The organism is Paenibacillus sp. FSL L8-0644 (assembly GCF_038008165.1).
Classification (GTDB): Bacteria; Bacillota; Bacilli; order Paenibacillales; family Paenibacillaceae; genus Paenibacillus; species Paenibacillus polymyxa_D.
The window spans coordinates 1,097,424-1,112,497 of the sequence record NZ_JBBOYN010000001.1 but is presented as its reverse complement, the minus strand read 5'-3'; the positions used below and the strand labels follow the sequence as shown (position 1 = coordinate 1,112,497).

13 protein-coding genes and 1 pseudogene are annotated in these 15,074 nt (G+C 44.6%); 5 read left to right on the top strand and 9 right to left on the bottom strand.

The genetic code is table 11. The features are described from left to right. From NSS94_RS05000 to NSS94_RS04990, 3 genes are all read right to left on the bottom strand, one after another. Positions 1–3,084, bottom strand: a complete 3,084-nt coding sequence (locus tag NSS94_RS05000) for a lantibiotic dehydratase (protein ID WP_341038814.1) — start codon at positions 3,082–3,084, stop codon at positions 1–3. 4 nt (positions 3,085–3,088) lie between these two features. Beyond that, the gene (locus tag NSS94_RS04995; RefSeq protein WP_209018268.1) at positions 3,089–4,030 is read right to left on the bottom strand and encodes a S8 family serine peptidase; all 942 of its coding nucleotides are present in this window, start codon (positions 4,028–4,030) and stop codon (positions 3,089–3,091) included. A 66-nt stretch (positions 4,031–4,096) separates the two neighbouring features. Then, entirely contained in the window at positions 4,097–4,258 is a 162-nt protein-coding gene (locus NSS94_RS04990; protein WP_080561132.1) for an epilancin family lantibiotic, read from the bottom strand. 248 nt (positions 4,259–4,506) lie between these two features. Between NSS94_RS04990 and NSS94_RS04985 the strand changes: the two genes are divergently transcribed. Further along, positions 4,507–4,713 (top strand): hypothetical protein, encoded by a 207-nt coding sequence (locus NSS94_RS04985; protein ID WP_141695547.1) that lies wholly within the window; start codon positions 4,507–4,509, stop codon positions 4,711–4,713. A gap of 944 nt (positions 4,714–5,657) precedes the next feature. Here NSS94_RS04985 and cysK read toward each other — a convergent pair. Continuing rightward, the gene (gene cysK, locus NSS94_RS04980; RefSeq protein ID WP_029517608.1) at positions 5,658–6,581 is read right to left on the bottom strand and encodes a cysteine synthase A; all 924 of its coding nucleotides are present in this window, start codon (positions 6,579–6,581) and stop codon (positions 5,658–5,660) included. A gap of 216 nt (positions 6,582–6,797) precedes the next feature. On the opposite strand from cysK, the gene NSS94_RS04975 reads away from it, so the two are divergent. The 3 genes and pseudogenes from NSS94_RS04975 (at position 6,798) to NSS94_RS04970 (ending at position 8,460) form a co-directional block, all read left to right on the top strand. Then, complete coding sequence (locus NSS94_RS04975) at positions 6,798–8,006, top strand: MFS transporter (protein ID WP_029517609.1); 1,209 nt, start codon at positions 6,798–6,800, stop codon at positions 8,004–8,006. Between the two features lie 111 nt (positions 8,007–8,117). Beyond that, a pseudogene (locus tag NSS94_RS26195) lies at positions 8,118–8,288 on the top strand (hypothetical protein); the annotation flags it as partial. A 22-nt stretch (positions 8,289–8,310) separates the two neighbouring features. Beyond that, entirely contained in the window at positions 8,311–8,460 is a 150-nt protein-coding gene (locus NSS94_RS04970; protein ID WP_341038812.1) for a hypothetical protein, read from the top strand. 290 nt (positions 8,461–8,750) lie between these two features. Here NSS94_RS04970 and NSS94_RS04965 read toward each other — a convergent pair whose 3' ends face one another. The 3 genes from NSS94_RS04965 to NSS94_RS04955 form a co-directional block, all read right to left on the bottom strand. Then, entirely contained in the window at positions 8,751–9,749 is a 999-nt protein-coding gene (locus tag NSS94_RS04965) for a glycosyltransferase (RefSeq protein WP_341038810.1), read from the bottom strand. Positions 9,750–9,803: 54 nt separating this feature from the next. Next, positions 9,804–10,841 carry an aminoglycoside phosphotransferase family protein gene (locus tag NSS94_RS04960; RefSeq protein WP_341038808.1) on the bottom strand — a complete coding sequence of 346 codons (1,038 nt, stop codon included), beginning with the start codon at positions 10,839–10,841 and terminating at the stop codon, positions 9,804–9,806. A 145-nt stretch (positions 10,842–10,986) separates the two neighbouring features. After that, entirely contained in the window at positions 10,987–11,679 is a 693-nt protein-coding gene (locus NSS94_RS04955) for a pectate lyase (protein ID WP_029517613.1), read from the bottom strand. 554 nt (positions 11,680–12,233) lie between these two features. On the opposite strand from NSS94_RS04955, the gene NSS94_RS04950 reads away from it, so the two are divergent. Next, positions 12,234–12,806 carry a shikimate kinase gene (locus NSS94_RS04950; protein WP_029517614.1) on the top strand — a complete coding sequence of 191 codons (573 nt, stop codon included), beginning with the start codon at positions 12,234–12,236 and terminating at the stop codon, positions 12,804–12,806. Between the two features lie 104 nt (positions 12,807–12,910). Here NSS94_RS04950 and aroD read toward each other — a convergent pair whose 3' ends face one another. Then, positions 12,911–13,675, bottom strand: coding sequence for a type I 3-dehydroquinate dehydratase (gene aroD / locus NSS94_RS04945; protein ID WP_341038806.1), 765 nt, complete (start codon positions 13,673–13,675; stop codon positions 12,911–12,913). A gap of 102 nt (positions 13,676–13,777) precedes the next feature. After that, positions 13,778–15,034, bottom strand: coding sequence for an MFS transporter (locus NSS94_RS04940; RefSeq protein ID WP_341038804.1), 1,257 nt, complete (start codon positions 15,032–15,034; stop codon positions 13,778–13,780). Positions 15,035–15,074 lie beyond the last annotated feature (40 nt).

Here is a 15,074-nt window from a genome sequence, read left to right as displayed (position 1 = left end):
TCAATAAGCAACATGGTATTTGCTTACCTGTAAATAATCTTCCAAACTGTAGTAGCACAGGTGTAGGGCAAGCTCTTCCTTTTCCCGGTCCAGGCCGAACACTCTGTTGCAGAACATGTGCATGATGCTGAACATAATATCATCGTAATAATTGGTTCTGTCGTCAGCTTCCCGGATAGCCGTGAAATATGCAGCGTATTGCCGCAACCTGTCGCCTGTATCGCTTGCTGGCAAGGATATGGAACGGGTCTGTTGAATTCTTTGGAATAGCGCTTCTTTGTGTTCCCGATACTCCTGTCTGAATTTCTTTGGATCAATAATCGCAGCCATAGCCTTCAATTGATCTTCTGCCAGCGGATACGCGCAGTTCACAACCTCAAAAAGTCCGGTACAGCAAAATAACATCTGATCGGTTGCATTAATTGACCTCTTGCCTGCATAATAGCCTGAAACTAGATAAGAATCGATAGCAAATAACCTCTCCGCTTGTTCAATGAAGGCTGCGCCGCCATACCGCAAAATTTCAGGCCGGTAAGGAACAACCGAATAGGAACTAACCAATCCGGACGAGGTTACAGTATTCAGGAAATCAAAAACATAGTTCAAGGCCGTGAAACGCTGATGCTCTACGCTTCCCGACATTTTGCACCTTAGCCTGATATGCGGCTCCTTATCTGCATACTGGACAAAAAAAACCTGGTCAATGAAGTACTCGGCGCTATTGTCCATGAATGTCTTAAATGCACTGCCCAGCAAATCGGTTAGCATTTCCTGATTGTAATATACCTGCAGGGATATCCAATCTGAACCTGGATAATAAACGGCATTCACCGAAGAACTCAGCACTTTATTTAAGCTTTTATCGGTAGCCTGTGCAGACAATCTGTCTATCGGCAAGTACTGAAACATCGGGCTTTTGCAAAAAAATACGCACTCCTCCATATATCGGTTAGCGGAAGCGAACAATTCTTTCTCCGTTTCCATAATAACGGCCGCCTTGCCTTCCGGATTCCGGGTATATTCTTTGTGCAAAAGCTTTCGATGATGATGGCGATCCAAATCCAGCAACAGCTTATTGTCCAGCTCCACCAAATATACATATCGCGGAATGTTATACTTTATGATCCAATCCTCCAGAAAGGACAGAAACTGTTCTTCGCTCTGGAGCTGTTTATCCGCATATAATGTCCATTTTTTGGGGCAGATGATGATATTTTTATAGGTTACTCTCGGTGTAAAAGAAGAATCATAGAGATACTCCTCCAGATGGGACCATCCGGTCTGATACTGCAGATTAATATCATTCAGAAACCGGATCAGATAAGGCGCCAGCTCTGTATTGTACATGCTGCTGAGTTTGGGAAATACCAGTTCGCCTGTTTCCCTGTGCTTCAGATAAAAGTATCCCGAATCCTCCACCCCTACCAGCAGCTGGGAAACATCTAATTTCCGATTCTCGGGAAACGTGGCCATATCCATAGATTGGTCTGGTGTCGGGCCTGCCGTCATAATATTAGTTATTTTGGGACTGAATGGGTAAAATGAGATTTCAGCGGCGCTCTCCCCTGCTTTCTGATCCTTCGGGTTCCTGACAAAATTGAAGATTTCATCACGGCTATCCTTGTCAAACATGTAGGCAAATCTTCCGAAGCTCTGACACGCTTCCAATGATCCGGCTCTGTTGTTTAAATAAAACGTAACTTCACCTTGCTCATTCTCCATGCAGGAATAATACAAATCGAACGAGACATGGACATTCTCCAGACTCAATTCAGACAGCTGTTGGATTTTGACCTCGTCAAGCACGATATCCGAATGATTGACAAGCGCTTCGGTCTGCCACTCCGCAATTAGCGCCTTAAGCTGTCGGAACCTGCCTTCATCCTTGTGCCTGTACTTATCTCCGTTCTGGTAGTGGCTCTTGTACTCTTCAGGTTTGCCGAGCCCCAAGGTTTTACTGAACAACTGCAATAAGGGCACTTCTTCATATACTCCGTACTTCTCAGTAAATTGCTGACGATAGTCGGAAAGTGTATCCTCTTTCCTGTACGTAGAAAGCATGCTCAATATTGAAGCTATTTGGGCCAACGATTGCCTATCGCTGTCCGACAATAGAATTTCATTTACCTGATTCAGTCTTACGTCTATTTTGACCAAGTCGCCCTGATAATCGGGAAGGATAAGCTGGACTAGTTTTCGGACAGCCTCAATGCCTTCGCGTTTGACCGCAGCAACTGTAATGTCCTGAATGGCTTGTCCAACTCTCTCCAAAATATCTGAGTAATATGCTGCCTTGGGAGTAGCAAGCAGCTTTAGTGTACGTATCAGATGCGCCAGAGGAGCGCTATCCCGAGGATTGGGAATCATCTCACTTACCAAAAAGCCTTGTTCTATCAATTGCTGCAAAAAATCTGTGCTGATCGTGTCATCCACGCCGAAGGCGTCTTTTATAGCTTGCATAAGCTGCAGAAAAGTCTGCTGCTCTTTATCAAGGATCTTCATGATGAAATCTATGACCGGGGTTTTGAGAATAGATATATTTTCAGTGCTTCGTTCCTCCTGATCTGCTGCAAACAGAGTCTGATAAGAGATGACGAGCCTGTGATGGTCAATGTAAGAGGTGTTATTTACACTCAGTCTCAATTCATTGCGGACATCCGCATCCCCATGGAAAAGCCCTATTAAGCGGTAAATTAGGCTATAATCCGGAGTTGCCCAGACGACATGTTCCCCGGCGCCTCCCGTTTTTCCAAATCGGGAAATGCCTACTCCCGCGAACAGTCCAAACGGTGTTGGTCTACAAATTGCCCGCGAAATGAACTTGCTTAGACTTAGGATAAGATTCCGCTTTTTTTTGGACTTCAATGTTCTGCCTTGTTCCAGGCTTTGCAGTGCAGCGTAGGTCGAGGGGCTGGAGACATAAATGGAATCTATCAACCCCTGCTGCTGAACGAACCGTACAAGTCTGTCAAGGTATTCATCATCATCTAGTTGTTCATGATCAAATATCTGCGTATAATGCTCCATGCCAAGCAACGTTTTCCGGTACATGTAATTTTCCGAGATTTCAAAGTTCTCCAACATGCAATCAACCTCTCATCTGTCTTAAAGCACGAATTGAACCGGCAAGGCTTACTTCATAATAATTCCGCTGAACATCAATCAGTCTCGCGCCTTGACGGAGCAGACACTCCATTTCTGTGCGTCCGGCATTCATCCCCTGCGCGATAAGCTCTCCGCTAAGAGAGGCAACAACTCCGCTGAATAAGGCGCTGGCAATACTCGTACCGATACCCACTGTGTATGCTTTGTCAAATCCCAGCACTTCATATAAGTAATCCTCTGTGTCGAAGCTCGATTTGGCAACCATTACCCAATCATTGTTGTAATTGATTTCATACTCATCACCACTCGGCGCAAAAAATTGATCGTTGAGCGTATTGCTGAACCCGGAGATATCCCCGTTCTTATTAGTTGATCCAATTGGGTATACTCCCTTTAAATTCGCAGGTACTCTGTACTCCTGCGTAATATCGCGTCCATCGTTTCCTGCGGAACAGACTACCCATATGCCTTGCGCATTGGCGCAGTCAACCAAAGCCTGAAACCTATTGAACTCGAATAAGTCGACCTCATATTCTGTACGATAGCTGACGTTGATAATTGGATATCCTTTAGCAATACCCTCTTCCAGCGCTCTATACAACCATTCAAGCTTGCTTATTCCTTTTTTGTCCGTAATTTTGTAGACAACAACCCGAGCGAAAGGGCATATCCCCTTCAATATATATTTGCCGGTAACAGAGCTAACCATTTGTGTACCATGCCCGACGTAATCGCTTAGACAAGGCTCATAAGGTACAAATGACTTGCATTCTGCCTCAACTAGATTACCTTGGATCTCTGAGTGGGATTTATCGACGCCTGTATCAATAAACAGGATAGTAAGCGGCTGACCAACAGTTGCACCACAACTAAAATGATCGGTCAGCCGGGCTACATGCCAATTGTATATATTAGGTTTTATCATGCAATCTCCATAATGTAAGTAGGGGTAGCCTATTTCACTACCCCTGACTTACGAATCGCTTATGAATTATTTACAATTGGAACAAGAACCGGTACAGATACAGGTAAGAGTTTTACATACTGCTTTGGATACCTTAATGGTTGTTTTGATGATTGAAGCTTGTGGGCTAAGCTCACTGGCCTCATAGCTCTTTCTTAAATCAAGGTCAAACATTTGATCTACTTTCATTTTCCTCTTCCTCTCTGAATTAGATTATAATAAACATGATTTCAGTGGTACCCCTAAATCACGTTTATTGTGAGTGACCGTATGTCATATCTTGCTGTCGATGAATAAAGAATATATCTAATTCTCCCGTTTTTTATACTTTATTCCTGAAAGGTATTCCAAACCTCCTAAATTGCAGTCATTTTGCTGCCCATGCGGCATGGCATAAAAAAATACCGACACAGAGCGAAACGATTGACGCTTAGAGCATGGCGTATGCTTGCAAGAATCCGATATGTTCTTATACAGGTGTCTCGTATAAATCGGCTGAAGAAGAGATGCTTAGCATGAAGCGCTCGTCCTATGGCTACGATGTGCTGGCTCTTGTGGACGAACTGCGATTCAAACAGGACATGACTGTAAAGGAACTGACTGACGCACTACAGGCATCCCAACAAGTACCCAAAATCTGTTGAGCGATATCAAGCTCTTTTTGCTGCATCTCGATGACCATATTCGTACGATACTGGCCGAAACGACGGAACAAAACGGTGACGTTCTCTTGTCTATGGGTGGAGTCCAGCCGGAAAAAGGCAATGAAAAATTGTACGTCTTGCGCGAAGTCTTTAGTGGAAACGTACTAGCCGCCAAAAATATGAAAAGTGAGGCAGCGAGCGATCGTTTGCTGTTCAGTCCATTTAACCTCTATAGGTGCGTTCGGAAGAGTTGTGGCCTGATGGTGTGCGAGTGGTCACAATCGATACGTGGACAACCGATCAACCCACTTGCGTAGCCGCTGCATATTTTTGATAAATAGCTTGAATTGGGTATAATCGCTGCACGAATATTAGAGAAGCCAAAAAATGTCAGCGTACATTATACTATTTTCCACAACCATTTAAGCAGTCAACTAATAAGTTGACCCGTTTGAGGCAGCTCTTGCTGAAATGGATAATAGGCTCGGTGTTTCCTTCTCTGATTATTTGGGTTTTTCAAGAGGATCCTGAAGAGACAAATAACATCGAAGAACGGAGCATGAACCGTGAGACTTTTAAAATTCTCACGAATATAAGCTATAATCGACAATTAATAAGCCACAACCTTATGGATTGTGGCTTATTAATTGTCAGGAGTGAAATTAACCTATGAATTATGAAAAGGATGTATTCAATGTCTATGTTCCTCCATTGAAAAAGAATCTACTATATCGCTCCCAGCATCCTTTATTCTTTCAAAGATAATATTTCAAGGTCGAGCTATAATAGGCTAGTGAAGAAGTAGGCGCTCCAGGAGTCATCTTGTTATACTTGTGTATTCTTGATTGCCATATCGCCAATTCACTTTTGTTACTTCACTTAATGAGGCTGGATCATACTACATATAAATGAGTCGAATCACTTTGGTCCCAATCCACATCTTTTTATCCGAATATCCCCATGCTCAGATATCGCTCTCCGGTATCCGGGGCAATGCAAAGTACCCGTTTGCCTGCTCCCAAACGCCGAGCTTCCTGAATCGCCGTCCATATCGTAGCTCCGCTAGAGGGGCCCACCAGAATCCCTTCCTGGGCAGCAATCGCCCGTGTCGTAGCAATCGCATCCTCATCCGAAACCTGCACGATTTCGTCATACACTTCCGTATTCAGCACGGTGGGAACAAAGCCTGGACTGGTGCCAACCAGCTTATGTGGACCGGGTTTTCCCCCAGATAGTACTGGCGAGCCCTTCGGCTCAACTACAACAATCCGCAGATCTGGCAAATGCTGACGCAGCACTTCACCCGTTCCCGTAATGGTACCGCCCGTTCCCGAAGAAGCGACGAACACATCCAGTTTCCCTTCCGTCTGTTCCAAAATTTCAAGTGCTGTGGTCGTACGGTGGATATCGGGGTTTGCCTCATTTTCAAATTGATGCGGGATAAAGCTCCCTTCAATTTCAGCCCCCAGTTCAAGTGCCTTGCGAATTGCTCCTGGCATCCGTTCTTCTGCTGGTGTCAGTACGACCTCAGCCCCGTAGGCTTTTAAAATGTTGACCCGTTCCTTCGTCATATTCGAGGGCATCACCAAAATCGCACGGTAACCTCGGGCTGCCGCATTCATCGCAAGGCCAATTCCCGTGTTGCCACTCGTCGGTTCAATAATGGTGCCTCCCGGCTTTAGATGTCCTGCCTTTTCCGCTTCGGCAATCAGGTTGCCCGCCGCCCGGTCTTTAACACTGCCGCTTGGATTAAAATACTCCAGCTTCACATACACTTCCGCATCCTGCGGCCCTGTGAGCCGTTGGAGCCTTACACAAGGTGTATCTCCTATTAAATCTGTAATACTATATACCACTTTAGGTGCCATCGTTGTATCCTCCTTGGATCGTTCCTTACAACGTTATTTACGATCTTCATATCATACTACCAAAATAACACACTTGGCTCCTTCCTACCTGTCGCTTTTGTAAATTACATAAAACTTATCAACTTAGTATGTAAAATTCTTGCAAAATGGGTCGCCAGATATCGCCTGTAGTGATATACTCGCATTACTATTTTTTCAGGAGGATACAAGACACTTATGAGTACTCAAGAAAATATGACAGCAAACCGCTTCCCTCCCTCCTTGCTATGGTTGACCCTTGGTGCCTTCGCCATTGGCATGACCGAATTCGTCATTATGGGACTACTGCCCAATGTAGCCCATGATCTTCATGTTACAATTCCGCAAGCCGGGCAGTTAATTACCAGTTACGCACTTGGTGTGGCTATTGGTGCACCTGTGCTTACCGTATTAACCCATAAGGTACCACAGAAAAAGCTGCTATGTCTGCTAATGATCATATTCATTTTAGGCAATCTTTTTTCCGTCATTGCTCCCAATTACGAGTTTCTGATTGCGGCCCGTATGGCTACTGCATTATCGCACGGAACCTTTTTGGGAGCTGGTTCCCTGATCGCTGCCCGACTGGTTCGTCCTGACAAGCGTGCGGGTGCTATTTCTATGGTGCTGACCGGTTTGACCGTGGCGAACATTATAGGCGTACCCTTTGGTACCTTTATCGGACAACAACTCGGCTGGCGTGCTTCCTTTGGAGCCATTGTGGTCATCGGCTTGATTTCTCTGTTTGGTATCATTCGTTATATTCCGGTGATTCATCAGGACAAGCCTTCCAGTCTCAAACAAGAAGTCCGAAGCCTGTTTAATCCAAAAGTGCTGCTGATGTTGCTCACAGGTGCAGTCGGTTGTGGCAGTCTGTTCACTGTCTTTACGTACATTACGCCTTTGCTTACGGATATTAGTGGCTTTGCCGAGCATAGCATTACCTGGATTCTCGTCCTGTTTGGCCTAGGGGTAACGATCGGCAACATCGTTGGCGGCAAGCTTGCGGATTGGAAACTGCTGCCATCCCTGATCGCAAACTATGCTGTACTGGCTATTATTTTGGCCATTCTGACGTTTACGCTTCAAAACAAGGTACTGGCGGTTATTACTGTCTTTATCTGGGGCATTGCTGCGTTCGGCATCATGCCGGGTATTCAGGTTCGCATCATGAATCTGGCCTATGAGGCTCCTTTGCTTGCCTCTACCTCCAGCCATTCCGCATTGAATCTGGGCAACGCAGGCGGCGCTTTTATCGGGGGAGTTGTTATTAATCAAATGGGGCTAGCCGCTATTCCATGGGTTGCATCGCTAATTACTGTCGGCGGTCTGCTACTCATGGTAGTTAGCTACATTGTGGATCGCAAGACAGCTCATACTGAAGCGATAGCGGAGATACAATCATAGAATCGTTTAGCAAGTTGGACGTAAACGAATGGTTCATTTTTCATAGATTGAGAGATATTGTCCACTCTCTTCTTCTACATTCCTCATAGTATGACATTGTAATACCAATTTATGAGGAAAGAAGTGTGCATGATGAGCCTTTTTTTTACAAACAACACGAGTAACACCATCTATGCTGCCTATGCTTATCCTGATTCCGACTGTCATCCCATGAATTATTCTAAAATGGGCTGGTATCGGCTAGAGCCTGGTGATACGAGAGAAGTATGGAGCGGGTCTGTAGGGGGAACCACATTCTATTATTATGCTGAGAATCACTCCAATAGGTGGCGTGGTACGTACCGCACACGGCTTCCGAGAAGTACTGACCATGATTTTCATTGGTGTTGGAACGATAGCAGTGGATCATCCAGACGAGTGGGGATGCGCCGACTTGCCATTGATTCATCTGTAGACAATTACACTGTTGAGTTCAGCAGAACCAATCAAAGCTTACTGTCAACAAAGAAAACTCGTAGAGCATTACCTTCCAAATCGGAGGACTCCGGCATTAACAGAATTCCGAGAAGACCGGTTCGCTTTAAAAAAGGAACCCCGGTTCCAGTAAAGTCCAAACGATAAGTCAATGATGAACCGTAACCCACAAGATGGACATTTTGAAAAAAGTGACCCCCTTGCGGGTTATTTTTGTTTTCATATGGACGCGCAGATGCGTGTTACAACCACAGTATTTTGCCTCGCTGCTCAGCTTAACCAATGATCAAAAAAGTCTCGGTATCCCCGCTTCATCACCTGACTTGAAAACTGTTCCATGGCGTATGCCTGATTTTCTGTAGAAACCCGACGGGGTGAGGCGGCAGCCATATTGACCAGCTCAAACCAGTTTTTCTCATTCCCTGAAAAAGAATGCGTAGAGCTGATATGTCCATAGCAAGGGTGCTCTGGCTTAACGACGATTTTACCCATAGCGAGCGCTTCGGTCAGCGGCATGGCGAACGTATCAAATTTGGAGCAGCTCCAGTACACCTTCGCCGTGTTCATCAGCGCAAACACCTCATCTTGCGTCAACGCAAATTGAAGTTTAACATTGTCCGGGATATCATATTTCTTCATACTTTCCTTGTAGCGTTCACCGCCAAATACCATATAGACATCCTTGTCAGGATTATGCCTCGCATACTCCAGTACCAAATCCGGACGTCGGTTCTCCTCATCTCTACCAATCCACATCACCCGGTTCTCTACCACTTGCGAGGGATCAAAATGCTTTTCCACCAGCCGCTCATTAAATCCGATCGGGATGACTGTCACATCGGTTACGCCAAACTTCGAAGCCATCTCCTGCTTGAGAAAGGCAGTCTGTACGATAGCCTTGTCCACGATCTGATAAAAAGGCTTCATCATTTCATAGCCTGTCAGTGCCGGATCAGGAAAACTATGCGGAAAAAGCACGCTGTTTTTAAAAAACATGTTCAAATAGGTAAAGCCAGATACCGTATAAATAACGTGCTCAATCTGCTGCTCATGGAGTTGGTCCAGTACGACGTCATAATTGACCAGGTCGCCTTTTTCGTGTTCATAACCCGGAAGCCAGTCATGACTGCTCACATGGCGCTCCGGTGATACAAATACGATGTCCACCCCCAATTCCAACCCGATTTGCTTCAGACGTTCTGCGAAAATACGCGGACCCTGTGCTTCAGCAAATTGTATTTTTCTCATGACCAAACCAACTTTTTTCATGGATATATTCCCTACCTTCTTTGGCTAACTAAATACAGTCTATGTCTTAAGCTACTATCTACATCGCTGGGCTTGTCCCCAATCCATCATCGCAGCACACTGGTTCAAACAGGCTAACGTTTCGTCCAACTGGGACTCTAATTGCTCTTTTGACCATTTGTCGCCGTTTCTATGCAGGTGCGTTCCAATCCTTTGCAAATCACTTGTGATTAACAACAGCATCCAGAGCGAAAATACCACAGCAAACATGCCATATTCCAGCATAAAAGCCGTTCGATCCACTCTTATCCCCAACAGCTCCAGCTGCTCCACGTAGGTGTCCAGTATACGAATACGCAATTCGGACGTCATGCGTCGGAGAAACAACGGATGGGACATGTCGATCAGGTGATATACATCCCACAGCGGTGTGTTCAGATGAGTATGCTCCCAATCCAGCACCATAAGCCGTTCCCCGCTCAGCGCATAGTTCCCCGGATGAAGATCACCATGAGACAGTACAAGCTGCTGTGAAAAAGATACATGCTCCAGCTGTACATACATACGCTGCATCTGTTGCTTAGATAATCCTAGTGAGCTGCAAAGCTGTAACACATCCGGCTTGCGCGTGTACAGCTCGGACACCATCTCCTGAATGAGTGGCTTTGGTCCCCGCAGCGGCATCCCAGCAAAACGATCCGTCGGCAAAGCATGCCACCATGCTACAAGTCCAATAGCTCGCAATAAAGTTTCGTCTGCGTGTAGATGATGTAACGGACCAAGGTCCTCAAAAACCATCCATTCTCCTCCGCCATCCGCATCTGCATCAGACCAGGCTAGCAATCGGGGATAGATCGGGGATAACGCAGGAAGCACATGCTCATACACCCATCTCTCCCGCCCCTCCTGATCATCGTTGGTTAGCGGTTTAAATATATAACTTTCAGAGGATGACACGTAAAAACGTTCCACATGCCGGCCATTCGTACCTGTATATAAAACCTCACGATTCCGCACCAGCGTATCATTTAAGGTACCGTCAACATTCACATATTTATGAAAAGGATTCATAGCCACCCAACTTTTTTGTATAAAATGTAATAGCACGATCATATCACAGTCCTCGTTCCGAACGAAGCCCAATCATTTTGGGGTAACTCGCTGCACCCAAAAAGGGGCTTGCCCAAGCAGATCATACGACCTGTTGGGCAGCCCCTTATCACATCCGTACTCCTATCCTTACTCTCTTCTATACCAATTAATATTGAGTATTGCCGGATTCACTCGTATTACTGGATTTAAAACCTTTGAACAATTGTTTTACATTATGATAACGAGTATTCGTAATTTTAGCTTTGCTGTTAGGACCGTCCGATCTCAGGATCGAGTCCTTTACATTGGAAATATCCGAGTTATCCAAAGTCATATTCACTCTGAATGTAGAGCCCCCAAGTTGGCGAACCAGCTTACCGATATCATCGGCTCTAAAGTTTTTAATGTTAATCGTACCTTCGGCATTAATTTGGAATACTTTATCATATGCGTGGAACGCTCCACCACCCGTAATGTTTACCGTGCCTGGTTCTTTAAGCGTCAAGGCATCTTCACCGACATCCTCCCACGTTACGTTGGAGATTGTGCCGTTGCCATATACATGCACCCCATCCGCAGCAGGGGCAGCGATGATCACATTTTTCAGTGTTGCATTATTTTCAAGCTTGAAAATAGGCTTTTGGGCCTCTTTCTGGCTTCCATCTCCCAAGGTATCGGGATCAGCCACTACAGTCTTGCCTTTACCATCGTAAACTTCTCCAGCTTTAACAAGTATGGTCTTATGAACGACTTCTGGAGCTGCATGTGCAGAATAATTGCCGACAAATAAGGCGACCAACATTCCTGATAAAGCGATACTGATTCCCTTTTTCAATACGTTAGCTGTGTTTGTTTTCATGTCAATTCATCCCTCTCGTAGATATTTTTCATTGTTCCAACTCTTCGTTGACTAGAACGTGTAGACCGTATCACCACCTTCGCACAATGAACCCAATGACCGATACACGTCTATAAAGCATCATTCAACTATTTGCATATGTATACTTGGTTTTTGGTTCAAAGTAATTTTGTCTCATAAATTATATAAAGCACAAATTGTAAATAGAGCGATTACATTTACAATTTGTATAATTCTATTATAATCACACTTCCAGTAATTTCAATATATTTCTCGGCAAAATATGTCCTTTTTTTCAATTTAGTACATAAAATTGCCTCTTTTATACTTGTACAAGTTTGTTTTTCTTCAATTTACACATTAAACAATACTTGAATACCTTGTTTCGTTTGCCTGCTGTTTATCACTTAATTGGTATTCAGAGTCCCTTTTATCGTATACCTCATTGCTGATGTGCTCTATACTATTGAATGACACGGTTGATGAACGTATAATGTATTTAGTGCTTTGAAGCGTTACATCTCAACATTACTGGTGAGAAAAGAGTGGTTATCGTGCAAAACAATAGTGAGATTCCATTAAAAGAACAAAATATTGTGCTCATCGGCTTTATGGGTGTAGGCAAAACAACGATCGGTTCCCATCTAGCGCGCAAGCTGTATCGCGATTTCGTGGATATTGACCAGGAGATTGAACAAGAATACAACATGCCAACAACAGAGATTTTCAAGACTTATGGAGAGAAGCGTTTCCGTGAGATTGAAAAAGAGCATATTTTGAAGCTGTGCAGCAACACACGCCTTAAAATCATTTCCGTTGGCGGTGGTGCATTTTTACAGGAAGAGGTGAAGCAAGCTTGTTTGGCTTCATCGATTGTTTTCTTCTTGGATTTAAATTGGGATTCCTGGAAAGATCGGCTCAAGATGCTGATTGACACCCGTCCTAATCTACAAAACAAGACTTTAGGGGAAATTGAGGATTTATTCCGTTCCAGACAGGACATCTACGCGGTGAATCACTCCAAGATCGATACAGATCAGTTGGATGCGGAAGAAGTCGCAGATTATATTATTCAAACGCTGAATCTAGGTTGGGAGTTATATGAACCTACTCGGGGATTGAATTAAGAGTACACCAAAAAGGAAGGCTCCAGCATGCTTAACGCATGGGGGCCTTCCTTTTTGGCTCACTGCGGATATATTACTGACTGGGGAGTAATACCATCCATCTTTTAAGAATGGCTATGCAGCACCGTCAATATCTCTCTCAGTTCAGTCACAGGGATCTGCCCCGGTGCGGAAGCTTTCTTAGCGGCACCAAAGGTCAGAGCCGAACCAAACAATTCTCCGGTCAGACGGCTCACGACACCTTTCCCCGCCATCGACATCGTAATAATCGGCCGATCTGCATGCTCTTCTGCCATAGTACGCGTGGCATCCAGCAAAGTGAGCACATCGGCTGTATTGGTCGGCATCACTGCTATCTTAGGCAGATCGCCTCCCAATTCCTGCGCCTTACATAACCGGGAAACAATCTCCTCCTTCGACGGCGTCTTATGAAAGTCATGATTAGATATAATCACATACACGTTATGCTTGTGTGCTGCTTCTACCAGCGTCTTCACATCGCCTTCCTCATTAAAAAGCTCTATATCAATAAGTTCGACTTGCCCCGTTGCGGCTATTGTACGATTCAATTCCACATAACTCGCCGCACTGATTTCCTTTTCTCCGCCTTCCCGAGCGCTACGGAACGTAAATACGAGCGGAACATTGGCTAAAATAGACCGAATTTCATGTAAGGCAGATTTTACCTTTTCCAAATCCTCCACATGCTCGAAAAAATCGACTCTCCACTCCACGATATCCAGGTCGAGCGTACGTAAATAAGTAGCTTCTTCCTTCAACTGCTCCAACGTTTCTCCCACCATGGGCACACAAATTTTTGGCGCTCCTTCACCAATCAGGACATCTTTCACCTTTACGATTTTAGCCATCTCTATCTCACTCCCAAATTACAGTTTCAAGTCGAACATGTACAATAATTCATAGTATAACGCATTCTGAATAAGCATGCAGATGATATGATCCAGTCGTCGTTATTTGGGTTCAAGTGCGATTTTAGGCGACAATTTGCGACTTGCTGGAAAAACTAAACTGTACCGAAAATTAACAAACCCCGCCAGTACGATCCCTAGCACATTCACAATAATAGCTAGCACAAAAACACTGGATATCTGAGAATGTTTCAACAGAAAGCCTGTAAACACAGGAATGATCGTGTATGAAAGCGAGGTTGCTGTATAAACAAACCCGGTAATCTGTCCTTTTCGTTGACTAAAAAATTCACTCATTACGGTTAATGTTAACTGAAGTACACCTGATATTGAAAACCCGATAACACTCGCACAAATAATGGACGCAGCCCCTGACTTGAAAAGGAGAAGCGCTCCAAAAGCCAACAGGGAAATACATGGATAAATAAGAATAATGTGAACTGGTTTAACCCATTTTCTTAACACAATGACCAATACAAACACGGAAACCAGCGAACCCATATTGTAATAAACTAATAATCTGAGAGACTCTGATTCGGTCATACCGATAAACTGTTGTCCAAAAGTAGGCAACCATAACTGCACAATATAAAGCAAGGTAGGTCCCGTAAATCCGAGCAAGATAAGGCATAGCCCTTCCTGCCAAAACCGCGGCTTACTCCGGTCATTTGCCTCCAATTTTCCCGCTAGGCTTGATACAGAATTACCGCCACTTTGCCCCTTGGCGGGCTGCACGCGCATGTCTGGGAACTTCATTTTGAACAAGTACATTGCATTCAAAGCAAATATGAGGGCAGGTAAAAAGAAAGAGAACCCGTAGAAAATATCGTGATTCATAAAAAAGATAATCATTAACGGTAAAAATGCCGCCCCAACGGATATAAAACCTCTCACCAATACTGTAGCCGAACCAGAGGATTGGGGGAAAGCTTCGATCAGCGCTGGATAAGTACCTGAATCAAGAAAAGAATTCGCTACGCCTGCCAGCACAGCCAGTACGATCGCCATCTCAAAGCTGGAACTCAGCGGTATACCGACCAAGAATACAGCCATCAGTAGCCCGGCTGCCACAATAAACGGTTTGCGACCATAACGGTCGGAGAGCACCCCGGATATGTACAGGGTAAACAACCTGCCAAATCCCATCGCAGAAACCAAGAGACTGATGCCCGCCTGATCTGTATGCAAATGCTCTGTTAAAAAGGACATGTGCGATGCCAGCATAATATTAAACATGCCGAACAAAAGATAGTTTACATAAAGTCCTGTCGCCACTGGAAAAGAAGTACGTTTCATCATGAATTCACCTGCTTTTGTAAGTAAGTCTTGTAGTATCAAA

What these genes read in the sequence shown, in the direction of transcription:
- NSS94_RS04995 (WP_209018268.1), bottom strand. Translation starts at nt 4,030, where the DNA reads ATGATAAAACCTAATATATACAATTGGCATGTAGCCCGGCTGACCGAT.
- NSS94_RS04965 (WP_341038810.1), bottom strand. Translation starts at nt 9,749, where the DNA reads ATGAAAAAAGTTGGTTTGGTCATGAGAAAAATACAATTTGCTGAAGCA.
- NSS94_RS05000 (WP_341038814.1), bottom strand. Translation starts at nt 3,084, where the DNA reads ATGTTGGAGAACTTTGAAATCTCGGAAAATTACATGTACCGGAAAACG.
- aroD (WP_341038806.1), bottom strand. Translation starts at nt 13,675, where the DNA reads ATGGCTAAAATCGTAAAGGTGAAAGATGTCCTGATTGGTGAAGGAGCG.
- NSS94_RS04955 (WP_029517613.1), bottom strand. Translation starts at nt 11,679, where the DNA reads ATGAAAACAAACACAGCTAACGTATTGAAAAAGGGAATCAGTATCGCT.
- NSS94_RS04975 (WP_029517609.1), top strand. Translation starts at nt 6,798, where the DNA reads ATGAGTACTCAAGAAAATATGACAGCAAACCGCTTCCCTCCCTCCTTG.
- cysK (WP_029517608.1), bottom strand. Translation starts at nt 6,581, where the DNA reads ATGGCACCTAAAGTGGTATATAGTATTACAGATTTAATAGGAGATACA.
- NSS94_RS04960 (WP_341038808.1), bottom strand. Translation starts at nt 10,841, where the DNA reads ATGATCGTGCTATTACATTTTATACAAAAAAGTTGGGTGGCTATGAAT.
- NSS94_RS04970 (WP_341038812.1), top strand. Translation starts at nt 8,311, where the DNA reads ATGCTGAGAATCACTCCAATAGGTGGCGTGGTACGTACCGCACACGGC.
- NSS94_RS04985 (WP_141695547.1), top strand. Translation starts at nt 4,507, where the DNA reads ATGGCGTATGCTTGCAAGAATCCGATATGTTCTTATACAGGTGTCTCG.
- NSS94_RS04990 (WP_080561132.1), bottom strand. Translation starts at nt 4,258, where the DNA reads ATGAAAGTAGATCAAATGTTTGACCTTGATTTAAGAAAGAGCTATGAG.
- NSS94_RS04940 (WP_341038804.1), bottom strand. Translation starts at nt 15,034, where the DNA reads ATGATGAAACGTACTTCTTTTCCAGTGGCGACAGGACTTTATGTAAAC.